Genomic DNA, 23,627 nt, shown 5'->3' on the forward strand with positions numbered 1-23,627 from the left:
ACAATGCACTCTCCATAGCAGACACTAAACTAGCAAGGTAAAGATTTACGACAACATAACACAGCATGCCAAGGGCTAGCTTTAGGTGTAATTTTAAATAATAAAACATTGCTAGTGTGAAAAAAATTATCGCTGGAGTAAAACTTATTGTTTTACCTGCTAGTTCAACGGTGAATGTATTTAAGCTTAACAATACGGTAATTGCCCAAACAATGAGGGGAACGCCAACAAAGTGAGTTTTTATATTGAATTTATTAAAATGCACACTCTTGTAACTTGATAATTGTTCTTCTACTGTTTTCATGAATGTTCCTCATTTTGCTATGGTCAAATATCATGGCAAGTTATTGTTTATAAGTAAAGAGAGCAGACCAGATTGACCTGACAAATTTTAGCGGCATTAAAGAGAATACTTCAAAACGTGTTAGCGTTTATCGGGACATTTGCATTGATTAAAATTACCGTATTGCAGTTCTGTTACCTTACTCATACAATACCGTATTAGTTACTGAAAAAGTTCATATTATGTCCTCAGATAGATTAGGCTCCAGCCTTAATTATAAACGCCAAGAGCAAGGTTACCGTGATCGTGCATTGAAACTGTATCCTTGGGTTTGTGGTCGTTGCGCGCGCGCTTTTGAATATTCCAATATTCGAGAATTAACCGTTCACCATATGGACCATGATCATACAAACAATCCCAACGATGGAAGTAATTGGGAGTTATTGTGTATTTACTGTCATGACAACGAACATGCTAAATACACTGACCATGCAAATTATCATACGGAAGTTAAAGCGGGTGATACCAATCAAGACACCGCAACATATAACCCGTTTGCAGATTTAAAATCATTGTTAAAAAAATAACGAATTAATTATCGAATAACGAGAGTAATCGAAGGAGTCGAACGTGGCAGGTGCAAGTTTATTAACCTTATTAGATGATATTGCAACCGTACTAGATGACGTTGCTATTTTATCTAAGGTAGCAGTAAAGAAAACAGCCGGGGTTCTGGGTGATGATTTAGCCCTTAATGCTGAACAAGTTTCGGGTGTTAAAGCTGATAGAGAGCTACCTGTTGTTTGGGCTGTTGCCAAAGGTTCATTTCTCAATAAATTAATTTTAGTGCCATCTGCTTTACTTATCAGTGCTTTTTTACCTCCCTTGATCACGGTTCTCTTGGTTTTGGGTGGCTTATTTCTCTGTTTTGAAGGTTTTGAGAAGGTATCGCATAAGTACTTTCATAGTAAAAAAACCATAGCAGCAGAACATAAAGCCTTACTGGAAGCGGTTAGCGATGAAAATATTGATATTGCCGCTTTGGAAAAAGAAAAAATAAAAGGGGCTATCCGTACCGATTTTATACTTTCGGCCGAAATTGTGGTTATTGTTTTAGGCTCAGTACAAGACGCACCTTTTCAGACCCAAGTCTTAGTTGTTTCTTTACTCGCTATAGCGATTACCATTGGCGTATATGGGCTTGTTGCCGCAATTGTAAAGCTAGATGACTTAGGACTTTATTTACTTCGTAAATCTGTGGCAGGGCGCTTCAATGCCATGCAAAGATCTGTCGGGCGAGGTTTACTTGTTTTTGCTCCATTTCTTATGAGGTTATTAACGGTTGTGGGCACTATTGCAATGTTCCTTGTTGGTGGAGGTATTATTGTTCATAGTTTTTCATGGCTTAATGGTCAATTTACAAATATTGAACAATGGATAGGTGGATATTTTGGTACTTTTTCAGAAAGTATTTTATCGATATTGCTCGATGGAATTACCGGAATTGTTGCAGGTGGTCTAGTATTGGCTATTGTTAGCACAATATCTCGATTAAAAAACGATCACTAACGGTTAGGTCGTTAGATATTCAAGCTGACTTTTATTAATTATTTCAATTATTTAGCGTAAGATTACAAATTAGTTCATTTTAGCTATTGTTTTTTGTTGTCATCGCCCTGAGTATATAATTGAAGACAACAAAAAAGGTAGCAATATGAAAATAATCATTTCTGGACATCACGTTGAAATTACCGAAGGTATAAACCAAGCAATTGAAAACAAGTTTGCTAAAATTGCTAAACATTTCCCAAGCCTAATGACCCTAGAAGTCATTATTACCGTAGAACCACATCAACAGAAGTTAGAAGTATCCACCAGTTATGAGGGCGCGACTGTCTCAGTTAACGCCGCTGATAAAGAGTTGTATGCCGCAATAGCAAGTTCAGCGAGCAAACTTGAGGCTGCTTTAGCACATCGTAAGGGTGTATTATCTGCTAAGCAAAAGAAGAAATTTGAAGTAGAGCAATCAAACGCCTTTGAAAGCCCTTAATCTCAACTGATTAGCAATTAATCATATACAGGCCGTTATTAAACGGCCTTTTTTTGGACCTAAATTAAATACTTTTATTTATTGAATCTGTGCTTTAAAAAATACCAGATTGTAATTAAGAATATTACATCATTACCTGTGCAGGTTATTTAACTAAGATCAGAAGAAGTATGGCTATTAGTGAAATGTTTACGTAAAATAGCGATATTAGCTTTATAGAATATAATTTACTGTAGAGCGCACTATTATTTGCCCCAAGGAATTTCATGAAAAAAACATTCGAGTTAACCCACCCTAAAATTAAACTCGCTAGAATGGTTGAGTCAGCTAAACACGAAGTTAAAAAATACATAAAACGTGAACGTAATAAAACGTTACCTGAAGGTGCGGACTATTGGGATTTCGATTGTAAAATTGGTAAAACAGAGCAAACTGCTGACGTTATTCATGTGTCAACGATTAGCCAAGAAATTGATACGATTTTAACTGAAGACACTACTACGTTTTATCTTGAGATATTGGTTAAGCCTGCTGTTCGTGCATTTGAAGAAAAATAGTTTTTTTAATTTTACCTGCTGCATCAAGACAATTGTGCGTTTATATTAAAATTTAATAAACGCACAACATTAATATTGAATCCCTCCATTTATCAGACTTTATAGTCTAATTTCGCAATTCATTCGCAATTCAGCTTCCAATAACTATACTTTCCCTGCCGAATTCTCGGTTTTAATGGAGAGTAAAAATGAAACATATCGTAAAGTTTTTAAGTTTATGTTGCATACTCTTTGCCTTTTCTTCTCAAGCTGAGCTTGAGATCTATAAAGATTATGATCTTGGAACTGAAATTATTGTCATGACCACGGTACGTATTGATCCCAATATGGAAAATGTATACTTGGCGGGGCTTCGAGAAAGCTGGATAAAAGCGGTACGCTTGCAAAAAAAATTAGGCTACATTAAAGATTGGAAAATCTATGGCAGTGAATTACCACAAAGTGGTGATTTTAATATGATTTTAATGGTGATTTTTGAAAATAGTAGTGACTTGGACCCGAATAAGGAAAAATACAATACCTTTATGAAAAGTTGGGGTAAGGCTAATCAAGATAATTCTCGTGAAATTACTAAAACCTATCCAAATGTTAGAACATTAACAGGCGAATATAGACTAAGAGAAATTATGTTTAAGTAGTTTTCATTAAAATGTTACACACCTAAAGTTGAAACTTTGGGTGTATAACATTCAATTAAGCCGTATAACTATAAATTAGAATTTATAAATACAATGTATAGTAATGATTACTAGTAGCCAATTAAGCCATTAATATGCGCTACAGCACTTCTTCCTAAGGCATTAAGTGCATACCCTCCTTCAAGTACCGAAACAATGCGACCATCAGCATACTTTTCGGCAATATCTCTAATTTGGTCAGTTACCCAACGATAATCTTCATCGACTAAACACACTTGTGACATGTCATCTTCTATGTGCGCGTCGAAACCAGCAGAAATGAAGATAATTTGTGGTTTAAACTTATTTAATGCAGGTAACCAATGCTCCAAAATAGCGTGTCTAAAATCATTACTTTTAGTCGTTGCCGCTAATGGTGTATTAATGATGGGCGGTTTAGTACTTTCTTGAACTTCAAACGGATAAAAGGGATATTGATATGTAGAACAAAATAAATACCCTTTTTTATCCTTAATAATATTTTCTGTGCCGTTGCCGTGATGAACGTCAAAATCTACAATAGCGACCCGTTTGAGTTTATATTTTTCTTTAGCGTAGGCTGCAGCAATAGCGACATTATTAAAAAAACAAAATCCCATGCCTTTATCGTATTCAGCATGGTGACCGGGAGGCCTGGTAGCGCAAAACGCAGATGAGATCTCTTTTGACATGACCAAATCTACCGCGTCTTTTGCAGCTCCTGCAGAAAGTAGAGCCGCGTTAAGCGTGTTTGGGTTCATGACGGTATCGTCATCAACGTTGTAGGTACCTTCGCTTGGTGCATTAGCAAAAATTGACTCTATATAGTTTTTGTCATGAGCTAAATAAAGTAATTCTTTATCGATAGGATTAGCATCAAACTGTTTAATAACATAATCGAGACCGCTACGTATAAGCTGATCTTGTATGGCTGCCATTCGAGCAGGCGCTTCGGGATGATGATCGCCCATATCGTGGGTTAAGCATTGGTGGTGACTAATTACGCCAACGGTCATATTTTTACATTCCTTAATATCTTATATGCTAAGTTTTACTTACTCATAACTTAACTATTCAATTTTTATTCATGTCTGCTATTTATAACGTGTAAACTAAACTTACTTCGTCATAACCATCCGATGGCTTTCTTAAAAAGCCTGCCTTTTCAAATACTTTTAGCATAGGTGCATTGTCTCGTCTTACACTGGCGACTAACTGGTCAATGCCACGAATTCTAGCAATGGTGATTATTTCAGTCAGTAATGCTTTTGCCATACCTTTGCCGCGCTTACTTTCTTTAATGACAAAAGCAACTTCAGCACTATTATTTCCTTCAAGGTAATAATATCGACCAACACCTTGGATAGACTCACCTTTATTATCTCGTTCGGTTAAGCACAACGCTAAATCAACATGTTGATTAACACTGACTAAATCACAAGATTTTTCACGAGTCATTTGAGTTGTATGATGGTTGTAGCGCATCATTAAAGTTTCTTGATTATGAGAATAAAAAAACTCTTGTAGCTTACGCTCGTCTGCTGGAGATAGGGCGCGTAGAAAGTATTCTGAATCAGCAAAGGTGAAACGTTTAATTTCAACTTCTCCGAGTTCAGGTACTGATGTTGGCGTGTTTTCTTGATACTCAGGAACCCAGTAATTTTTACGAACATCTCTAAGTAATTGGTCTCGAAATTTAGGATGTGCAATACGAATTAACTCTAATGCTCTTTCGCGAATACTTTTGCCCTGCAGTGAAGCAATACCGTATTCGGTAACCACATAAGACACATGTCCTCTAGATGTTACTACGCCTCCGCCTTCGGTAATGTGCGCTACTATGCGCGATATTTTACCGTCTTTGGTGGTAGAAGGTAGGGCAATGATAGGTTTGCCGCCTTTACTTAAAGAAGCGCCACGAATAAAGTCTACTTGCCCACCAATACCACTATAAAAATGATAACCAATAGAATCTGATACCACTTGGCCTGTAAGGTCGACTTCAATAGCACTATTAATTGAAACCATATTGTCATTACGCGCAATGTTTACCGGTGAGTTAACATGTTCGCTTGGGTAAAACTCTACATGCGGATTACCATCAACAAATTTATATAAACGACGTGTACCCACACAAAAACTGACAACGGTTTTACCTTTATGAAAGGTTTTCTTACGGTTGTTAATTACACCTGAAAGCATTAAGTCGATAATGCCATCTGAAATCAATTCACTATGCACACCTAAGTCTTTATGTTTGGCTAAATAGCGCAGTACCGCAGAAGGTATATTACCAATACCAATTTGTATAGTAGAGCCATTCTCAACCAACATAGCAACATATTGACCTACTTGTTCGGTTACTCTATCAACTACGGGTACTGGAGTTTCAGGCAAGTATTGCTTTACGGTCATATGATCGTGAATTTGATTTATATGCACAAAACTGTGGCCGTTTGTGCGGGGCATGTTGGGATTAATTTGAGCAATAACATATTTTGCTTTATTGATCGCTGCTTGAATAATATCAACACTAACACCTAGCGAGCAGTAGCCATATTCATCGGGCGGACTTACCATGATTAAAGCAACATCTAAGGGTAAAATATTCTCATTAAATAATTTGGGAATTTCAGATAAAAAAGTAGGGGTATAGTCAGCCCGACCTTCATTAATGGCATTACGAATTTTTTCGCCGCCAATAAAAAAAGCGTTTACTTTAAATAGATCACGATGTTTTGGCTCAACCCAAACATCATTTGAAAGCGTTAAAATATGCACAACTTCAATGTCATGTAAACCTTGGCTGTTGGCAATAATATCTTCAATTAATGCATTAGGTACTGCTGCATTAGAGCCAATAAATATTCTATTCCCAGATTTTAGGTATTTAGACCAGTCGACACTAGATGGTTGCTGTTTTCGTAATTGCATAGTTCTCTCTGTGTTTTCAACTGTGGTATTTAATTTATCACAGAATTAAATCCATATTCAGTAAATACTTAGCGGATATGCTAATCGGTAAAAGTACCTTTTATATCGGCTTGTGATCTACTCGCGAATTCATGGTCGCTAATATATTATTTATTATAGCCTCGCTAATATCGAGCGGCTATATTCATTTATCTTTCATTGATTATGAATGATTATCGCACAAAAAAATGTTGATATTTTCGGTATTGAGTTATGGTTAATAAATTAAAGGCTTAAATATCAGTATGGTCTACTGGGAAATTTAATCCTTGATCTAAGTCAACGCTAATGTTTTATTAAATTTATTGAGAGGGAAGTAGGTTAAATACTCGAGAATTTTGGCGCAAAGCGTCATTTTTTTTATCTCGTTAAGTTAAGAAAAATATCAAACTAAATTCCACCACTAAAAATATAATAAGTAGAGGCGAATGCAAAAATTAAGAGTTCCTTTTAATCGAATTATTTTTAGTATCATCACCGTTTTAAATTTATCTCTGTCGTTTAACGTGCAAGCGATGAATGAATTGCCAGAAATGAGCACAAGTGCTGATAAACCCAAATGGGAAGCCGGGGCTTTTGTTGCGGTATTTAATAGTCCACTTTATCCTGGAGCAGCTGAAACCCAAAGCAAGTTTCTACCTGTACCTTTTGTCATATATAGAGGAAAACGACTAAGAGTTGGGGAAGGTGGTGTTATTAAAGCAATGGCCGTTGATAAACCTCGTTTTAAAGTCGATTTATCGCTTGGTGCAGCTTTCGCGGCTAATTCAGATGACGCTAAAGTTCGAGAAGGTATGCCAGACTTAGATTTTATTTTTGAGCTTGGTCCAGAGGTCAGTGTTATGTTGAATAATACTAAGGAAAGTGAAACATGGCTAAACTTACAACTTCGTCAGGTGTTTTCGACTGATTTCTCCAATATTGATGATCGAGGGTATATATTTCAGCCGGAAATATCATATCAAGGTAAACATCTTTTTAGCGACAATGACTCATTTAAAGTTACTTTTTCATCCTTATTTGCAACGAAAAAAACACATCAGTATTTTTATCAAGTTGATGAAGCGTTTAGCACGAGTGAACGACCTGCTTATTTGGCAAAAGGAGGGTACTTGGGAACCGAAGCAACATTAGTTAATCGATTTAAAATTCGCGAAAATATTTCAATATTTTTAAGCACTAAAGTTGGGTTTTATAAAGGGGCAAGTAATGAGCAAAGCCCACTATTTAAAAAAGATCTTAATTACGCTATTGGGCTTGGATTAAAATGGACTCTTTACCAATCAAATGAGTAAATAGTTGGCATATAAAAATTTACTGTCAATAAGTAAGCGACTGCAGCTTATTTTTAACTTGAATTAAAATACATAAAAAAGCCCAATAAAAATTGAGCTTAATATAAAAGTTATTATTTGCTTTTTAGTCGGTAGTTAATTAACCAAAAATATTGCGCATTAAGGTAATGGCTTGGTCAACTGTTTTACCATCTTTAACACTATTAACTATTGTGCTGCGCATGTTTAGAATGAAGTCAGGAATATCATCGGCTTCAAACGCTTTATCAACGATAGCCTCTGCAGACGCTTTACTGCGTTTAACGGCTTTAGCTACACCAATTTTAATTTTTTTAGGCTTGTCGCGCATACGTATATAGTTTGAATTTTTTGCTAAAGATTTATCAGCAAATAAAAATAAATCAATCAAAATAGCACGGTTTTTCCACAGCTGAAGTTCAACGTCATCTTCTGGCATTTCGCTGCGCCACCATTGCGTATTTCGGATACTCTCAATCATTTCATGCCAGTAATCATCGAAACTTTGATTATTGAGTTTTACTAGGCCTAAGCCTTGCGAAAGAATATCTATTTTAGCACTCGTTAGTGCAATAAACTGATCTGGTCGGCGCATAGCAAGTAAACGTGTTGCGGCACTTAACGGTACTTTAACATCGCTAGCATGGGCAGAGAAAATTGCCTTATATGCTTCAACAAAGCTTTGATAGTGTGCCAATGTAACTTCGCCTTCAAGCGGAATACTCTCAAGAGCTAAATCAAATTTTTCTGGGTGAGACGTTAATAGTTGGTGAAAAGTTTTTGCGCCGCGTGTGCCTGCGAACCATTCTACATCAAAGTCATATACGCTAATGTCGTGCTGCGCTGTATGTTTACCGGTAAAAACAAGTTTGTCTTCATCTATCATTTCAGATAGTTTATTAGACGGTAAGTTTGCGATGTAATCTAATAACTTCAATCTTTCTGGTAACGCTTGTAGCACGCTGTGTTCTTGAACAAAACTAGCGAATATCGGCCAAGGAATAACACGGGCCATTTTTAATTGGCAAGCGCTAACACCGTTTGATAGGGTTTCTTGTAGTTTTTTTAGTGGCTTTTGTTGCTCAGGTTCAAGTAGTTCTTGGTTTATTTCATGTAAGCAAATACGGTGTAACTCTCTACACCAATCAAGAAAATTGTCTGGATGATTATCTACTTTTACCGCCATTAAATTCAGGCTAAGGTCAGCGACAAACGACAATGCATTTTGGTAAATTATTTGTTCTGTTGTACTCAATGACATGGCGTTAGGCGAGGTAAGTAATTTTCTCATTTGACAAGGTTTCCGACGATATAAACTTAAAAATAGGGCGGCATGATACGTGTATGAATAGCTAACGCAAGCGATAAAGGTAAATTTTCTAGAGAAATTAAGAACTGGTGTTAAATGCGACAAAAAATGGGGGTTAAATCAACTAAAACCTATATCGCTTCAATTAGTGTAACTGACTCAACATAAGTTTTAGTACTTAATTATACTGGTTATTAAACGCTCACTGTTTGTTTTGGTTTTGTGTAATATTTAAACAAACCAATAACAGATGCTGCAATCCAAAAAAGCTCAATAACAAAGCTTGCTAAATTGAAATTGTAGCAAAGACTTATAAGCAGTAAAATTGCACCAATAAGGTTGGTAAGGTTATAGGTTAAACTTTTAGGATTTAACTTTTCAAGTTGTAGCATGATAAATGCTCCTACAACTAACACAGTTCCAGACATGCCAATGATATCAAATAATAAATCAATCATAAAAACTCCAAGCTATAGAGGGTGATCCAAATTGCTGGCCCTATCCGTGGGTTGGATCTTTTCATTCCATGAAACAGCTTGTCGTTTTACTGCAAATAAATAATGATTAAATAATATTCATTATTTCCTTACAGTAATTCATTTTTAATTTTAGGCAGTTTTCTGCTGCTGGTAAAGTAACAAACTGTTATCGGCACAATAAATATTCCGCCAACGCGCCTTTATACCTATATAGAAAGCTTATATGTGTGATAAATGATAATCGCATTGATTTATGTCACTTGTTCTTATGTTTAAAAATGAGTAACCTACTTGTCTGGTCAGACCATGTGTCAAAGGGGTTTATTATCCCCATGAATTATCAAGGTACGTTGTCAAAGCACGAAAAATTAATTCTATAAACATAACGAGTAAGCATTAATGCAACAAGAATCAATTTATATTACTGAAGGCGAAGAGCAACTTCACTTACGTCATATATGGCAGCGCAAAGGCGGTGTGCCAATATTTATGTTGCATGGTTTAATAGAAAACGGTTTTATCTTTTACACAGAAAAAGGTAAAGGGCTAGCTTGCTATCTTGCCGAACAAGGTTTTGATGTTTATGTAGCGGATTTGCGTGGCCGCGGTAAAAGCCTTCCAGCCATTAATTCACAATCAACTTTTGGTCAACACGAAACCATTACCTGCGATATTGCGTTATTTTTAGAAAAAATACAGAGTATTAACCCACAAAAAATGCACCTTATCGCTCATTCTTGGGGGGGGGTATTAATCAGTAGCTTTTTAGCTCGCTACCCAAAGTGGCTTGACAAATTACACAGTAAAACGTGTTTTGGTACTAAGCGAGTAGTAACGGCGAAAACCATGGAAGCTTATTTTAAATTAGGATTTATGTGGCGTTATATTGCACCAATATTAGCAAAGAAGAACGGTTATTTTGATGCGAAAAAATTCAGATTTGGCTCTGATAGTGAAACAAAAAAGTCGCTCGAAGAAAGTATTACATGGGTTATCCCTGGAAAGTGGCATGACCTAAATGATGGTTTTGACTATTACACTGCTGCACAAAATATAACTTGGCCACCTACATGGCACCTTACTGGTATTAGTGATTATGCCTTAGGTCACCAACAAGATGTGCAACTTTTTATTGATGAATGCAACAACAGGAATGCAAAGTTTTCAGTGCTTTCTAAACAAGCAGGTAATCAGGTTAACTATGATCACATTAATATATTAACCCATCCGAATACAGTGAATGATCATTTTCCAAAGCTCGCACTGTGGTTAAAAGGGTTCAGTTAATTCTTTTGATTGAGTTAACTACGTTTTAAATAGCAGACATGCAATCAATTATGATATTTTGAGAAATATTAACATTTACAACTCTAATCAAAGATCCAAAATGAGACATAAAAAAGCCTATTCAATAAGCCTAGCTTTCTTAATATCCATGTTCCTGGTTAGTAATGCCATCGCGACGAGTGATATTACTCAGCTTGTAAGTGAATCTGAGTTTTCATCATATAAGAATGTGGCTGATTTTATTGACCACTCGCCAAAAGTCACCATTGTAGTGCCAGCTGAGGCAAGCGATGTTGAAGAATATGGGCCAGAAGTTGTAAAAGGCTTAACAGGCTCAGACTGTGATAGAGATGGGAAAATGGATGATAACCAAACCTGTAATGCCGTGTATTATAAACTTTGGTTAAAATACCGTTTGAACAAATAAAGCCTTGTTATTAACGGCTACCTTCTTAAACGATAACGGGTAAATCAATAATCTACGCCAAACTGACTAAATAGCCGTGTTAATTGCCCATGTTAGAGACCCATCAGTGATGAGTTTGGTGATTAAAGATATTAAAAATCCCAAAGATGTAGCTTTAACTTCAATATTAAGATGAATTATAAATGATCAATAAGGTAGGCTTTGCTTTAAAAACTACACAACTTTATACTGCCTATCATTTACGTAAACTAGCACCTCAGTAAATACATAATTCATGGCCGCTAACACTTTATGGCAAGCTTTAATAAAGCCCTTTTGATAATGCCAAAGCCGTGTATAAATTTTTATTTTTAAATAATTAGGTAGATATGACAGATAAAGAACTGATCAGTAAGTTAAATACTTTGACAAATAAAGAGGTGTTTTTCGGTCCGCAGGGTTTTAATAATGTAACGACAATCGATGAATTAAATCAGGCGCAATTGGGTTTTGGTGGTAGCGAATTAGAGCAATCAAGTACAAATGAAAACTTGTCTGGCGAAGAAGCAGGGTGCTGGCAATCATCTTGGCAGGTTTTTGCTCGAGATACAGAACTAGGTGATCCTTACTTTGTTGATATTCGTGAGAACTTATTGCCTGTTTACACTGGATTTTTAGCCGATAATGGTTGGGAAGTAGAACAAGTTGCTGAAAGTCTAGAGGCTTATATTGCCTGTATTCAACTTTTATTTAAGCATGGTCAGCAAACACAAGCGCAATTTTTTCCCGACGATACTACTGTGATAGATGACGTTGTTTTACAACAATTGAAACAACAATTAATTGAAGTTTCAGGCTGTCAGCATTTTTGGCAGTTATTTATGCAATGTTATCTTGATTGGCTTACTGAAGAATAGCCTGCCCTAATACGCTACAAGTATTCGCTTTACGTTGTGCTAAAAAATACGATTAAGACATAAAAAATGAATGAACCTGAACGCTTTCAAATTGACATTGTTAATTTCTCAAAAACAGACGTTATCGAGAATGAAGTATTAATCGATATATATTTATCCATTGAATAACGCTTTATTAATATATTAATAATTTAACGTGTCAAAAATTTCCAAATAAAATTGAGCGTAATGAACTAAGTAAAATGGGCTTTAAGTAAGGGATTAAATAAAGGATTAAGTGATGAACATAATGCTAATTATTGCCGGTATAATGAGTCTATTCGCCGCTACTATTCATGTAGGTTGTATATATTTCGGTGCTAGCTGGTATCGATTTTTCGGCGCAGGTGAGCAAATGGCAATCATGGCAGAGCAGGGTAGTATCAAGCCAGCGTTAATAACATCGTGCATTATTTTTGTTTTAATGGTTTGGTCGCTATATGCTTTTTCTGCCGCTGGTATGATGGTTAAATTACCTTTTCTTCGCGTTATATTAGTGATGATTACAGTAATTTATTTACTGCGTGGTGTAGCAGGCTATTTTTTAATTAATAACCCGCTGGGCAGAACACCTGAGTTCTGGATTTGGAGTTCAAGTATTTGCTTAGGTATTGGCATTATGCATTTAATTGGCGTAAAGCAAATGTGGTCAACATTTTAGTCGTTTTTTCTAAGAATAAAGCGCTTGCTAACTGTTTAATCCGAAGTTTTTCTTTAGATATATCTTCATAAATTATATCTATTTCACCTAATTCCACCTCTTTTTAAAAGCATATTTTGAACATAAGCCCTCAAAATTTCCGTATTTTTTACATAATTAATAATTATTTTCATACCATGAAGTTTATATAACCTTATGATTTAAAATATTTAAAGGTTAACTTTGATACTTGTTTTAGTAAATAATAAAATAGTGGTTGGACCAGTGTTTAGATCTGTGTATACTCGATACCAGTTATGCAGAAATGCAAAAAATTATTTTTAAAAGTGTTAGGAGTTAGCCATGCTAAGTTATAAAGCGCCAATAGCAGACATCAAATTTTTATTCGAAGATGTATTCAATTATTACGAGCATTACCAAAAGCATCCTGAATTCGAAGAAGCAACACCCGATTTGGTTGATGCCATTATGGAAGAGTGTGCAAAATTTAGTGAAAATGAGTTACTGCCACTTAATCAAAGCGGTGATGAAGAAGGCTGTACCTTTAACAATGGTGCTGTAACAACACCAAAAGGTTTTAAAGAAGCTTATCAAAAGTTTGTTGAAGGTGGTTGGCCTAGTTTACCTCATGCTGTTGAGCATGGTGGTCAGGGCTTACCTGCATCTCTTGGCATGGTTATGTCAGAAATGATGGGTACCGCTAACTGGTCTTGGGCTATGTACCCTGGACTAAGCCACGGTGCAATGAATACTATTCATACACACGGTACCAGTGAGCAAAAAGAATTATACCTTACCCGATTAATTGAAGGTTCTTGGACCGGCACTATGTGTTTAACTGAACCACAATGTGGTACAGATTTAGGTCAAGTGAAAACTAAAGCTGAGCCAAATGGCGATGGTACTTATAATTTAACAGGTACTAAAATCTTTATCTCAGCAGGTGAGCATGACTTAACCGAAAACATTATTCATATTGTACTTGCTAGATTACCAGGTGCACCTGCCGGTACTAAGGGGATTTCTCTTTTTATTGTGCCTAAAATGCAAACTGATGAACAAGGTAATATTGGTGAGTTTAACCATGTTTCTTGTGGTTCAATTGAGCACAAAATGGGGATTAAAGGCTCTGCAACTGCAGTACTAAATTTCGATAATGCTAAAGGTGTGTTGATTGGCCCTGAAAATAAAGGCTTAGAATGTATGTTCACCTTTATGAATACGGCACGTGTTGGTACCGCACTACAAGGTGTTTGTGCTGCTGAGCTAGCATATCAAAACTCATTGATTTACGCGAAAGAGCGTTTGTCTATGCGTTCTCTATCAGGGACTAAAAGCCCTGATAAAGTGGCTGACCCGATTATTGTTCACCCCGATGTACGTAAAATGCTGATGACACAAAAAGCCATTAGTGAAGGCGGTCGTGCCATGATCTATTACACAGCAAAACTTGTTGATGAAATAGAAAATGCTAAATCTGAAGAAGAACGTAAAAAAGCCGATAATCGTTTAGGTTTCATCACACCTATCTTAAAAGCATTTTTGACTGAGCTTGGACAGGAAAGTGCTAACCATGGTTTACAAATTTTTGGTGGTCATGGTTTCATTAAAGAATGGGGCATGGAGCAGATTGTTCGTGATACGCGTATTTCAACGCTTTATGAAGGTACAACAGGTATTCAGGCGCTTGATTTATTAGGCCGTAAAGTACTGATGACACGTGGTAAATCTTTAAATGCATTTGCTAAAGAAGTGCTTATTTTCTGTAAAGATCAAAGCATGATTTCGAACAATCCACATAAACGTCAAATGAATAAGTTTATCTGGCCTTTAAGTACATCTGTGGCGAAATGGCAACAATACACTATTCGTTTAGGCCTTAAAGCGAAAAAAGATCGTGACGTTATTGGTTCAGCTTCAGTCGACTTTTTAATGTATTCTGGCTATATCGTTATGGCTTACTTCTGGGCACAAATGGCACAAGCGGCTTATGAAAAATTAGCCACCGATGTTGAAAATAGAGATTTTTATCGTGCGAAGATTAAAACGGCCGAATTTTACTTTGAACGTTTATTACCACGCACTAAATCTTTAGCAGTAACTATGATGGCAGATCCTAAAACCTTAATGCAGTTAGATGAAGAGCTATTATCTTTCTTATAAGTTTAAGAGTTTAGAGGTTATCTAGGCACTAACTAGATTAATTTATTATCATAAAATTAAAGGCTGTATTCCATCAGGAATACAGCCTTTTTCGATCTAGCGTCTAATATTAAGTTGTTTAATATCAGGTTGTATTATCAAGTTGAGATTACACCGTGATTTTTAGTTTATACTTTTCTTAATAAGCAACAGAGGAAGTCTTATGAATGAAGTTACCGTATTTCTCGCTGATATTACCGATCAAGTTCAGCAAGATGACAGTCGACATTTGGTCAGTTTATTAGCTGATGTGTCTGGGTATAGGCCTAATTTACAAGGCAGTATCATTGGCTTTGGACAATACCATTACAAATATGAAAGTGGCCGAGAGGGCGATAGTATGGTTATTGCTTTCTCACCTCGAAAGCAAAATATTGCTATTTATATTATGCCCGGATTTTCAAATTTTCAGTCACAATTAAAAAAATTGGGTAAACATAAAGTGGGTAAATCTTGTTTGTATATTAATAAACTAGCAGACATCGATCTAGAGGTTTTAAAAGAAATAGCCTCACTATCAGTTAAAGATATGCAAAATAAATATAGCTGCAGTGAAACATAACGTAGCAGCTATATATCGATTAAACATAAGCTTCAGATAAAGCTAATACGGTGTTGGATATTGTTGTAGAACCTGATTAACTTCTTCAAGCACGTCAGTCGATAGTGGTTGTTTAAATGCCGCTATATTGTCTTTCAACTGCTGCATAGTGGTTGCACCAATAATAGTTGAAGTTACACCACTGACTTGTTCACACCAAGCTAAAGCCAAATGTGCTGGCGTTATTTTATGCTTTTTAGCGATTTTGACATAAGCGGCAATAGCAGCATCAGCATTGACTGTATCGCGAAAAAGGCCATGGCGTTGCGTAAGTGTCCAGCGACTACCTTCTGGGCGTTGACCATTCAAGTACTTACCGGTGAGCGCGCCAGTGGCAAGTGGAGACCAGGGTAAAAATGCTATATCTTCAAGCACACAGTTCTCTATCAGGTAAGGTGAATCTTTAGTGTGTAATAAACTGAATTCATTTTGAATAGATACCATGCGAGGTAAGTTATGCTCCGCGCTAAGCTTAAGGTATTGGTTAATACCCCATGGCGTATCGTCAGAAAGCCCACAATAGCGAATTTTCCCCGCTTTAACACAAGTATCTAAACCTTGCAGAATATCTAGCATTTCTGATGTTTGTTGTTCTACATTAACAGCAGAGTGGTTAACACCGTTAGGCCAATGATTGCCAAAATGGGGGGATTGGCGATTAGGCCAATGTAATTGATAAAGATCAATATAATCAGTTTTTAAACGCTTTAATGATGTTTCAACCGCAGCAATAACGTTAGCGCCTGATATTTTACTGCCATCGCGAATATAGGAGAATCCAGGGCCAGCAATTTTTGATGCTAATACAATATTTTCGCGTCGTGAAGAGTCAGCAGTTAGCCAATTACCAATAATAGCTTCTGTTTTTCCATAGGTTTCGGCGGTTGGAGGCACAGCATACATTTCTGCTGTATCGATAAAGTTAATACCTTGTGATTGGGCATATTCGATTTGAGCATTGGCATCGTTTTGATTATTTTGCACCCCCCAAGTCATACTGCCTAAACAAATATTAGATACCTCTAGTGGGCTACTTCCTAGTTGCACATATTTCATTCATATTAACCTTTTTAGAATTTTTTTGAGATTGTATGGTTTTTATCACACTTTTGGATGATTAGCCGTAAATTTACTAATTAGATTTAATCAGAACAGGCTGATCTTAACCTATTAAAATTGATAAATTAACCACAGAATAACGGTGACATTAGCCACGACGTTATTGTCGTTTTATTTTACAGGTTGTATTTATTTTGATCATGATTAAATTGTGCTTCTGCTAAGGTTATTTGTGAGTGAATAGTTAACATGCTTTCTTGATATGGCGTGGCTATAGAGGACTTTAACTGCGTAATATTTAGCTAAAAAAAAGCCCATTATGCATTCATATGCAGTAATGGGCTTAGATATTATTTTTAATTGTAAAGCGTGTTACTTACTCGCTTTTAAATAGTCAGAATCAAAATCATCAACATCTATAGTCGCCTTACGAGCAACTTCTGTTGCGGTAAGTAATGCTGCTTCTTCTTCAGTAATAATATTCGCAGCTAGACCTTTTTCAGCTACCAAATCAAGTTGATAAAACGGCAGGCGCTGACCTAATTCACGACAAATTTTGTCAAAAATAGGCTCACAAGCAATAATATCTTCAAGCGTTTGTTCTAACAGGCCTAATACATTGCCTTTTTCACGCGTAAGGTATTGTCCATGTCCCAGACGAGTACGAGTTTCATTTGGATACTGCAGTAATGCGGCAACTTTATGATCAGTAACATCAGACGGTTTTTTCAACCAACAACCGAGTGGCAAAATAATCAAACGTAATACTTTAGCCACTATACGATTAGGGAAGTTGCTAATTAACTCATCAATAGCTTGTTGAGCTTTATACAAGCTATCTTCTAACGCCCACTGAACCAAAGGTAAGTCCGCACTTTGACGTCCTTCATCGTTATAACGCTTAAGCGTTGCAGATGCTAAGTATAAGTAACTTAGAATATCACCCAAACGCGCTGAAATGCGTTCTCTGCGCTTTAAATCGCCACCAAGGGTCAACATAGCAATATCTGAAAGCATGGCTAAATTAGAACTAAAGCGGGTCATTAACTGGTAATAACGTCTAGTTTCATCGTTATACGGTGAGCTTAATGCATAGCTACCCGTAAATGAGAACCAAACGCTACGACAAATATTACTAATAGCAAAACCAATATGGCCGAATAACGCATGATCAAAATCATTAACTGCTTGGTCATTGTCTTTATTATTAGCCGCTGATAATTCAGCTAAAACATATGGATGACAGCGAATAGCACCTTGACCATAGATAATCATGCTGCGTGTTAATATGTTTGCACCTTCAACAGTAATTGCTACTGGCGCACCTTGGTATGCACGAGCAAGATAGTTACCTGGCCCCATACAAATACCTTTACCGCCATGAATATCCATAGCATCGGCCACACAAGAACGCATTTTTTCAGTTAAATGATATTTCGCAATTGCTGACACTACACTGGGCTTTTCACCCAAATCAATAGCGCCTGTCGACATAGTTGTAACCGCGTCCATTAAGTAAGCATTACCACCAATGCGGGCAAGGGCTTCTTCAACACCTTCCATTTTACCGATAGAAATTTTAAATTGACGACGAATGCGGCTATAAGCACCTGTTGCCAATGCAAGAGATTTGATACCACCCGTACTGTTTGACGGTAATGTTATCGCGCGGCCAACCGATAAACATTCAACCAGCATACGCCAGCCTTGTCCTGCCATTTCTGGACCACCAATAATGAAACTTAGTGGTACAAATACGCCATCACCTTGGGTTGGGCCATTTTGAAAAGGGACGTTAAGTGGAAAGTGACGACGACCAGCAATAACACCTTCAAGATCTGTTGGTATCAAAGCACAGGTAATACCTAAGTTTTCTTCTTCACCCAACAAGTGATCTGGATCTTGTAATTTAAATGCTAGGCCTAATACAGTAGCAACAGGTGCTAACGTAATATAACGTTTATTCCACGTTAATCGCATACCCAGTACTTCTTCACCATTAAACTCACCACGGCAAACAATGCCGAAGTCAGGAATAGCACCAGCATCTGAGCCAGCTTCAGGGCTTGTTAATGCGAAACAAGGGATTTCGTCACCTTTTACGAGACGTGGTAAATAATGATCTTGTTGTTCTTTTGTGCCGTAATGCTGCAACAACTCGCCTGGGCCTAATGAATTAGGTACACCAACAGTTGAAGATAGCACGGTACTTACACTAGAAAGTTTTTGCAAAACACGTGATTGCGCGTAGGCACAAAACTCTAGACCACCGTATTGCTTTTTGATGATCATGGCGAAAAATTTATTATCTTTTAAGTATTGCCATACTTCAGGTGTTAAATCGGCAAGTTCGTGAGTAGTTTCCCAGTCATCTGTCATACGACAAACTTCTTCTACTGGACCATCTAGGAAGGCTTGTTCTTCAGCACTTAGTCGAGGCTTAGGGTAGTTATGTAACTTTTTCCAATCGGGAGTGCCACGAAATAGTTCAGCTTCAAACCAAGTAGTACCAGCGTCAATCGCCTCTTGTTCCGTTTCTGACATCTCAGGCATAATGCCGCGAAAAATAGCGAGTAAAGGGCTAGAAATATACTGTTTGCGTATATCGGCTATGTTTAACGGAATAGCGATAATAACAAATAGCAACCAACCGAAGAAACCGATGACATCGAAAAAAGTGCCAACAATCATGAGTAGGGCAAATGATATAGTGAATGTTGATAGTGAAGCGCGTGAATAAGCCATATACCCGCACAATGCTATAGCAATGAGTATCCAAGTTAAGTAGTCCACATTTTTTCCTTAGTGTTAATATTTTGGTCTAACGATAAGTAAGGTCAGACCAGATTGATTATTTAAGCTTAATTCGTCTGTTACATAATTTCAAATTATTTATCATTACTTGACTGCTTTTCTCCTGATATTGTTTGTCTTGAGTTAAAACACTATTAATTAATATCGATATCAACGTAAAATGTATAACTAATACTTATTATAGATAATATTTAGTCATACCGTTTAAAGTGATTATGGTGAATAATATACCACTTGTCATGATGTACTTTCTTGGTTTCTCTTTCTTCTTTTTTTTGGTTTTATTTTATGTGTGAATTAATGGCCATGAGCGCCAATGTACCTACAGATATTTGTTTCAGCTTTAGTGGCCTTATGCAGCGAGGTGGTAATACGGGGCCTCATAAAGACGGCTGGGGCATTACCTTTTATGAAGGAAAAGGTTGCAGGAGTTTTAAAGACCCGCTGCCAAGCGCACATTCACCTATTGCCCAACTAGTGACTGATTATCCCATTAAAAGTGAAACGGTTATTTGTCATATACGTCAAGCAAACTCAGGTAATGTATCTTTGGTAAATACCCATCCTTTTATTCGGCCAATGTGGGGAAAAAACTGGACCTACGCACATAATGGTCAGTTAGCCGATTACCAACAAAAGTTAGCAACAAAATATCATTTACCTGTTGGAGAAACAGATAGTGAGCAAGCATTTTGTTGGATATTAGATCAACTTTTACAAAAATTTGATGGTGACAAACCTAACAGCGAAATATTATTTCATTATATTATTGAGCTATGTAAGCAAATTAAAACACTGGGTGTATTTAACTTGCTACTAACGGATGGCGACTTCTTATTAGTTTACTGCAGTAATAACCTGCATTGGCTAACGCGACGCGCACCTTTTGGTAAAGCGAGTTTGATTGATGCCGAAATGGTAGTTAACTTTGATCAAGAGACCACTGACAATGACATTGTAACTGTGATTGCCACACAACCTTTAACTGACGATGAAAAATGGCAAAAAATGCAAGCAGGTGAAGGGATCTTATTTTGTAAAGGTGAATTGGTATTTCAGAGTAAGCAAGATTAGAAAAATATTTAAGAAACTAAAATGGCTGCACAACAACCACTTTAGTTTTAAGTTTTACAACCGTATATTACTGAGTTGGCGTTAATTTATTGGTTTGTGGAGATATTGATTTTAGTTGCGCTTCAAATTGCTTTACATCACCTTTCGTTTGATTAAGCTTGACTAAAAGGTAATTTAATTCTGGTGCAAACCAAGCATAAGTAATACGTTTTTTTTCAATAACTTCACGTTTGAGCCTGATGGTTTTTACCAAACCGTAAGGCAACATTAACTCTTCTTCATCGTCATACTGATAGACATAATTTTTGATTGAGCCTGATGTTTTAATGACAGGGTAAACAAAGTGTTCTTGTTTAGCATTTTCAATCAAATTAAGTCGGTGTTGTAAATGATAACTCAGCGAGTCTTGAATGTTTTCTGGGTACTCAACGTTTTTAGTTCGTTTTTTTATTTCATCCACAGCTTTATTGTTGTCAATATCGAAACGCCATTTGTAATGTTTATCTGAGCCAGTTCCCTCACGGGTATACTCAAAGCTTTGTGGCGTTACCTTAGTACCTTCAAGCTTTACAATCGAGGTTTCATCTCGAACATCAGAAAAAATTAGCCACTCAATACTGGTATGATAACTGTATTTTGCTAATCCATTGTCTAAATAGCTTAGTTTACGTGTTGCTTCACCAACAGATTTATCGTTGTGTAGAATAATATATTTTGCACTAAACGCTGGGATCACTTTACTTGTTTCTTTGTCTGCTGCTAGTGCACTGCTTGTTATACAAGATAAAAACAAAGGGATATAAGCTAATGATTTCAACATGGAAAACTCTCTAAATTAAATGCTATTCTTCACTAGCATAACCTGAAACTGGTAAGATTACACCATCAAATAATGCTTGTTCTTCTACCATAGTTACCCGTTTAGTACAGCACCAATTTACCACCATCGGATAAATACGGTGTTCTTGTTGATGTACTCTTTGAGCAAGATCATCAGCAGTGTCTTCTGGAAATACTGGGACTTTAGCTTGCAGAATTACAGGACCACCATCAAGTTCCTCTGTAACATAGTGTACGCTAACACCATGCTCTTTATCGCCAGCGTCAATAGCTCGCTGATGAGTATGTAAACCCTGATATTTAGGCAGTAAAGAAGGGTGGATATTGATTAAACGCCCTTGAAATTTTTGTACAAATTTAGGGGTTAAAATTCGCATAAAACCGGCAAGAACAATAAGATCAGGTTGATAATGATTAATTTCAGTTATCAGCGCACTGTCGTAGTCTTCTCGACTATCAAAGTCTTTATGAGATAACACAGAGGTTGGAATGTCAGCATCTTGTGCTCGAGTTAATCCATAAACGTCAGCTTTGTTAGATACTACAGCGACAATGTCGCCGCTGTAGTTGTCATGCTTACTGGCATCAATAATCGCCTGTAAGTTAGTGCCGCCGCCTGAAATGAGTACTACAATTCGGCTTCGCATTAATGATTAACCTTTGTTAATAATGACTTGTTCTTGGCCTGCTTGTAAATCAGCAATTTCACCAATATGCCAAGCATTTTCACCTTGAGCGTTAAGGATTTCGATACTGTTAGCTACTTCGTCAGCTGGCACTACGATGATCATACCAACGCCACAGTTAAATGTGCGGTACATCTCATGTTCGCTGATGTTGCCATTGGTTTGTAACCAATTAAAGATAGACGGCCATTGCCAGCTCTTACCATCGATAATAGCTTGTGCACTTTCTGGTAAAACACGAGGAATGTTTTCCCAAAAACCGCCACCTGTAATATGTGATAATGCGTGTACATCAACATGCTTAAGTAATTCTAAAACAGATTTAACATAAATTTTTGTTGGTGCTAATAAATGCTCTGCTAATGGCTTGCCGTCAAGTAAGTCATTAGTATCAGTGTTATTCACTTCTAATACTTTACGTACTAAAGAATAACCGTTTGAATGTGCGCCTGAAGAGCCAAGTGCGATAAGTTGATCGCCTGCTGCAACTTTAGTTCCGTCGATTAAACGTGACTTTTCAGCTACACCAACACAAAAACCAGCTATATCGTAGTCGCCTTTGTGATACATACCTGGCATTTCAGCTGTTTCACCACCAACAAGCGCACAACCTGCTTGTACACAACCTTCAGCAATACCTTCAACAACAGCAGAGGCAACCTCTACATCAAGTTTTGCTGTGGCATAATAATCGAGGAAAAATAATGGCTCTGCACCTTGAACAATTAAGTCATTAACGCACATAGCAACTAGATCGATACCGACAGTATCATGTTTCTCTAAATCTATGGCCAAACGTAATTTCGTGCCAACACCATCAGTGCCAGCGACTAGTACTGGTTCTTTATAACCAGTAGGAAGTTGACAGACAGAACCAAAACCACCTAGACCTCCCATAACTTCTGGACGAGTAGTGCGTTTTACTGCACCTTTAATATTTTCAACTAGGGCATTACCTGCATCTATATCAACGCCAGCATCTTTATAACTTAAAGACTGTTTTTCTTCGCTCACGGGAAACCTCAATTATGTTGTTAGTTTACTTGTACGATAAAGGCGCACATTCTATCAGCGCAAAGACCTGCTGAAAATATTTAAAATAAATTATTTTTTATAAGTGATAAAAATCAGCAACATTATGATAAGATCTTCTTTATGAAACACATGCTAATGCCATATATGTTCAGAAATTGTCTGATATTCTTTTGCTTTGTATTATCGCTTAACACTAGCGCTATCGAAGTTGAAAATTTGTACAGCGCAAAAGTTGCTGTAGCGTCGCAGTCGAATAGCGATCGTAATCAAGCACTTAAAAATGCCTTGAGTGCTATTTTAGTAAAAATCGGCGGCAAAGAAATTGATCACCCACAGATTAATCAAGCGATAAATAACTACAATAAATATGTTACTCAATATCAATA

General features: G+C 36.8%; 24 protein-coding genes. 14 read left to right on the forward strand and 10 right to left on the reverse strand.

From position 1 onward, the window contains the following. The coding region (locus H4J50_RS13390) for an Mpo1-like protein (protein WP_182256998.1) at nucleotides 1-304 on the reverse strand (304 nt) is incomplete at its 3' end. Nucleotides 305-525: 221 nt separating this feature from the next. On the opposite strand from H4J50_RS13390, the gene H4J50_RS13395 reads away from it, so the two are divergent. The 5 genes from H4J50_RS13395 to H4J50_RS13415 all read left to right on the forward strand — a co-directional run bounded on the left by H4J50_RS13395 (nucleotide 526) and on the right by H4J50_RS13415 (nucleotide 3,528). Further along, the gene (locus tag H4J50_RS13395; RefSeq protein WP_081149954.1) at nucleotides 526-870 is read left to right on the forward strand and encodes a YajD family HNH nuclease; all 345 of its coding nucleotides are present in this window, start codon (nucleotides 526-528) and stop codon (nucleotides 868-870) included. Between the two features lie 43 nt (nucleotides 871-913). Beyond that, nucleotides 914-1,852 carry a DUF808 domain-containing protein gene (locus tag H4J50_RS13400; protein WP_182256999.1) on the forward strand — a complete coding sequence of 313 codons (939 nt, stop codon included), beginning with the start codon at nucleotides 914-916 and terminating at the stop codon, nucleotides 1,850-1,852. 145 nt (nucleotides 1,853-1,997) lie between these two features. Next, nucleotides 1,998-2,333, forward strand: a complete 336-nt coding sequence (hpf, locus tag H4J50_RS13405; RefSeq protein WP_108455815.1) for a ribosome hibernation-promoting factor, HPF/YfiA family — start codon at nucleotides 1,998-2,000, stop codon at nucleotides 2,331-2,333. A 266-nt stretch (nucleotides 2,334-2,599) separates the two neighbouring features. Then, nucleotides 2,600-2,890 (forward strand): DUF6172 family protein, encoded by a 291-nt coding sequence (locus tag H4J50_RS13410; protein ID WP_108455816.1) that lies wholly within the window; start codon nucleotides 2,600-2,602, stop codon nucleotides 2,888-2,890. Nucleotides 2,891-3,078: 188 nt separating this feature from the next. Next, nucleotides 3,079-3,528 (forward strand): hypothetical protein, encoded by a 450-nt coding sequence (locus H4J50_RS13415; protein ID WP_108455817.1) that lies wholly within the window; start codon nucleotides 3,079-3,081, stop codon nucleotides 3,526-3,528. A 110-nt stretch (nucleotides 3,529-3,638) separates the two neighbouring features. Here H4J50_RS13415 and H4J50_RS13420 read toward each other — a convergent pair whose 3' ends face one another. Both H4J50_RS13420 and H4J50_RS13425 read right to left on the reverse strand, forming a co-directional pair. Then, on the reverse strand, nucleotides 3,639-4,562 hold the full coding sequence (locus H4J50_RS13420; RefSeq protein WP_182257000.1) for a histone deacetylase family protein: 924 nt from the start codon (nucleotides 4,560-4,562) through the stop codon (nucleotides 3,639-3,641). A gap of 82 nt (nucleotides 4,563-4,644) precedes the next feature. After that, complete coding sequence (locus H4J50_RS13425; protein WP_108455819.1) at nucleotides 4,645-6,480, reverse strand: GNAT family N-acetyltransferase; 1,836 nt, start codon at nucleotides 6,478-6,480, stop codon at nucleotides 4,645-4,647. A gap of 467 nt (nucleotides 6,481-6,947) precedes the next feature. On the opposite strand from H4J50_RS13425, the gene H4J50_RS13430 reads away from it, so the two are divergent. After that, complete coding sequence (locus H4J50_RS13430; RefSeq protein WP_182257001.1) at nucleotides 6,948-7,814, forward strand: MipA/OmpV family protein; 867 nt, start codon at nucleotides 6,948-6,950, stop codon at nucleotides 7,812-7,814. Nucleotides 7,815-7,953: 139 nt separating this feature from the next. On the opposite strand, the gene H4J50_RS13435 is transcribed toward H4J50_RS13430, so the two are convergent. Together H4J50_RS13435 and H4J50_RS13440 are read right to left on the reverse strand one after the other, a co-directional pair. Next, nucleotides 7,954-9,123, reverse strand: coding sequence for a hypothetical protein (locus H4J50_RS13435; RefSeq protein WP_182257002.1), 1,170 nt, complete (start codon nucleotides 9,121-9,123; stop codon nucleotides 7,954-7,956). Between the two features lie 212 nt (nucleotides 9,124-9,335). After that, nucleotides 9,336-9,599, reverse strand: a complete 264-nt coding sequence (locus H4J50_RS13440) for a hypothetical protein (RefSeq protein WP_108455822.1) — start codon at nucleotides 9,597-9,599, stop codon at nucleotides 9,336-9,338. Between the two features lie 420 nt (nucleotides 9,600-10,019). Here H4J50_RS13440 and H4J50_RS13445 point away from each other — a divergent pair, with 420 nt between their 5' ends. The 6 genes from H4J50_RS13445 (at nucleotide 10,020) to H4J50_RS13470 (ending at nucleotide 15,694) form a co-directional block, all read left to right on the forward strand. Further along, nucleotides 10,020-10,907 carry an alpha/beta fold hydrolase gene (locus H4J50_RS13445; RefSeq protein WP_182257003.1) on the forward strand — a complete coding sequence of 296 codons (888 nt, stop codon included), beginning with the start codon at nucleotides 10,020-10,022 and terminating at the stop codon, nucleotides 10,905-10,907. Between the two features lie 100 nt (nucleotides 10,908-11,007). Continuing rightward, complete coding sequence (locus H4J50_RS13450; RefSeq protein ID WP_182257004.1) at nucleotides 11,008-11,334, forward strand: hypothetical protein; 327 nt, start codon at nucleotides 11,008-11,010, stop codon at nucleotides 11,332-11,334. A 368-nt stretch (nucleotides 11,335-11,702) separates the two neighbouring features. Continuing rightward, complete coding sequence (locus H4J50_RS13455) at nucleotides 11,703-12,230, forward strand: hypothetical protein (protein ID WP_182257005.1); 528 nt, start codon at nucleotides 11,703-11,705, stop codon at nucleotides 12,228-12,230. A gap of 280 nt (nucleotides 12,231-12,510) precedes the next feature. Beyond that, nucleotides 12,511-12,930 (forward strand): hypothetical protein, encoded by a 420-nt coding sequence (locus H4J50_RS13460; protein WP_108455826.1) that lies wholly within the window; start codon nucleotides 12,511-12,513, stop codon nucleotides 12,928-12,930. 342 nt (nucleotides 12,931-13,272) lie between these two features. Then, nucleotides 13,273-15,093, forward strand: coding sequence for an acyl-CoA dehydrogenase C-terminal domain-containing protein (locus tag H4J50_RS13465; RefSeq protein ID WP_182257006.1), 1,821 nt, complete (start codon nucleotides 13,273-13,275; stop codon nucleotides 15,091-15,093). Nucleotides 15,094-15,295: 202 nt separating this feature from the next. Beyond that, the gene (locus H4J50_RS13470) at nucleotides 15,296-15,694 is read left to right on the forward strand and encodes a DUF1801 domain-containing protein (RefSeq protein ID WP_182257007.1); all 399 of its coding nucleotides are present in this window, start codon (nucleotides 15,296-15,298) and stop codon (nucleotides 15,692-15,694) included. Between the two features lie 42 nt (nucleotides 15,695-15,736). Here the strand turns inward: H4J50_RS13470 and H4J50_RS13475 are convergent, their stop codons facing one another. Then, nucleotides 15,737-16,789, reverse strand: a complete 1,053-nt coding sequence (locus tag H4J50_RS13475; RefSeq protein WP_182257008.1) for an aldo/keto reductase — start codon at nucleotides 16,787-16,789, stop codon at nucleotides 15,737-15,739. 375 nt (nucleotides 16,790-17,164) lie between these two features. Continuing rightward, nucleotides 17,165-19,585, reverse strand: coding sequence for an acyl-CoA dehydrogenase FadE (fadE, locus tag H4J50_RS13480; RefSeq protein ID WP_182257009.1), 2,421 nt, complete (start codon nucleotides 19,583-19,585; stop codon nucleotides 17,165-17,167). Nucleotides 19,586-19,894: 309 nt separating this feature from the next. On the opposite strand from fadE, the gene H4J50_RS13485 reads away from it, so the two are divergent. After that, a complete protein-coding gene (locus H4J50_RS13485; RefSeq protein WP_182257010.1) occupies nucleotides 19,895-20,680 on the forward strand; it encodes a class II glutamine amidotransferase in 786 nt (261 codons plus the stop codon). Between the two features lie 67 nt (nucleotides 20,681-20,747). On the opposite strand, the gene H4J50_RS13490 is transcribed toward H4J50_RS13485, so the two are convergent. From H4J50_RS13490 to purM, 3 genes are read right to left on the reverse strand one after another with little or no spacing between them, the layout of a single operon-like run. Further along, nucleotides 20,748-21,500, reverse strand: a complete 753-nt coding sequence (locus H4J50_RS13490; RefSeq protein WP_182257011.1) for a DUF3108 domain-containing protein — start codon at nucleotides 21,498-21,500, stop codon at nucleotides 20,748-20,750. A gap of 22 nt (nucleotides 21,501-21,522) precedes the next feature. After that, complete coding sequence (gene purN / locus H4J50_RS13495) at nucleotides 21,523-22,167, reverse strand: phosphoribosylglycinamide formyltransferase (protein WP_108455832.1); 645 nt, start codon at nucleotides 22,165-22,167, stop codon at nucleotides 21,523-21,525. A gap of 6 nt (nucleotides 22,168-22,173) precedes the next feature. After that, nucleotides 22,174-23,220 carry a phosphoribosylformylglycinamidine cyclo-ligase gene (purM, locus tag H4J50_RS13500; protein ID WP_108455833.1) on the reverse strand — a complete coding sequence of 349 codons (1,047 nt, stop codon included), beginning with the start codon at nucleotides 23,218-23,220 and terminating at the stop codon, nucleotides 22,174-22,176. 141 nt (nucleotides 23,221-23,361) lie between these two features. Here purM and H4J50_RS13505 point away from each other — a divergent pair. Next, a partial coding sequence (locus tag H4J50_RS13505) for a DUF2066 domain-containing protein (protein WP_182257012.1) occupies nucleotides 23,362-23,627 on the forward strand: 266 nt, incomplete at its 3' end.

It is taken from the genome of Colwellia sp. 6M3 (assembly GCF_014077595.1).
GTDB lineage: Bacteria > Pseudomonadota > Gammaproteobacteria > Enterobacterales > Alteromonadaceae > Cognaticolwellia.

Excerpts from the sequence above, each read along its gene's own strand:
- H4J50_RS13490 (WP_182257011.1), bottom strand. The coding sequence starts at position 21,500 with ATGTTGAAATCATTAGCTTATATCCCTTTGTTTTTATCTTGTATAACA.
- H4J50_RS13420 (WP_182257000.1), bottom strand. The coding sequence starts at position 4,562 with ATGACCGTTGGCGTAATTAGTCACCACCAATGCTTAACCCACGATATG.
- H4J50_RS13460 (WP_108455826.1), top strand. The coding sequence starts at position 12,511 with ATGAACATAATGCTAATTATTGCCGGTATAATGAGTCTATTCGCCGCT.
- H4J50_RS13465 (WP_182257006.1), top strand. The coding sequence starts at position 13,273 with ATGCTAAGTTATAAAGCGCCAATAGCAGACATCAAATTTTTATTCGAA.
- H4J50_RS13430 (WP_182257001.1), top strand. The coding sequence starts at position 6,948 with ATGCAAAAATTAAGAGTTCCTTTTAATCGAATTATTTTTAGTATCATC.
- H4J50_RS13440 (WP_108455822.1), bottom strand. The coding sequence starts at position 9,599 with ATGATTGATTTATTATTTGATATCATTGGCATGTCTGGAACTGTGTTA.
- H4J50_RS13450 (WP_182257004.1), top strand. The coding sequence starts at position 11,008 with ATGAGACATAAAAAAGCCTATTCAATAAGCCTAGCTTTCTTAATATCC.
- H4J50_RS13435 (WP_182257002.1), bottom strand. The coding sequence starts at position 9,123 with ATGAGAAAATTACTTACCTCGCCTAACGCCATGTCATTGAGTACAACA.
- H4J50_RS13425 (WP_108455819.1), bottom strand. The coding sequence starts at position 6,480 with ATGCAATTACGAAAACAGCAACCATCTAGTGTCGACTGGTCTAAATAC.
- purN (WP_108455832.1), bottom strand. The coding sequence starts at position 22,167 with ATGCGAAGCCGAATTGTAGTACTCATTTCAGGCGGCGGCACTAACTTA.
- H4J50_RS13475 (WP_182257008.1), bottom strand. The coding sequence starts at position 16,789 with ATGAAATATGTGCAACTAGGAAGTAGCCCACTAGAGGTATCTAATATT.
- hpf (WP_108455815.1), top strand. The coding sequence starts at position 1,998 with ATGAAAATAATCATTTCTGGACATCACGTTGAAATTACCGAAGGTATA.
- H4J50_RS13445 (WP_182257003.1), top strand. The coding sequence starts at position 10,020 with ATGCAACAAGAATCAATTTATATTACTGAAGGCGAAGAGCAACTTCAC.
- H4J50_RS13455 (WP_182257005.1), top strand. The coding sequence starts at position 11,703 with ATGACAGATAAAGAACTGATCAGTAAGTTAAATACTTTGACAAATAAA.
- H4J50_RS13470 (WP_182257007.1), top strand. The coding sequence starts at position 15,296 with ATGAATGAAGTTACCGTATTTCTCGCTGATATTACCGATCAAGTTCAG.
- H4J50_RS13410 (WP_108455816.1), top strand. The coding sequence starts at position 2,600 with ATGAAAAAAACATTCGAGTTAACCCACCCTAAAATTAAACTCGCTAGA.
- H4J50_RS13415 (WP_108455817.1), top strand. The coding sequence starts at position 3,079 with ATGAAACATATCGTAAAGTTTTTAAGTTTATGTTGCATACTCTTTGCC.
- H4J50_RS13485 (WP_182257010.1), top strand. The coding sequence starts at position 19,895 with ATGTGTGAATTAATGGCCATGAGCGCCAATGTACCTACAGATATTTGT.
- H4J50_RS13395 (WP_081149954.1), top strand. The coding sequence starts at position 526 with ATGTCCTCAGATAGATTAGGCTCCAGCCTTAATTATAAACGCCAAGAG.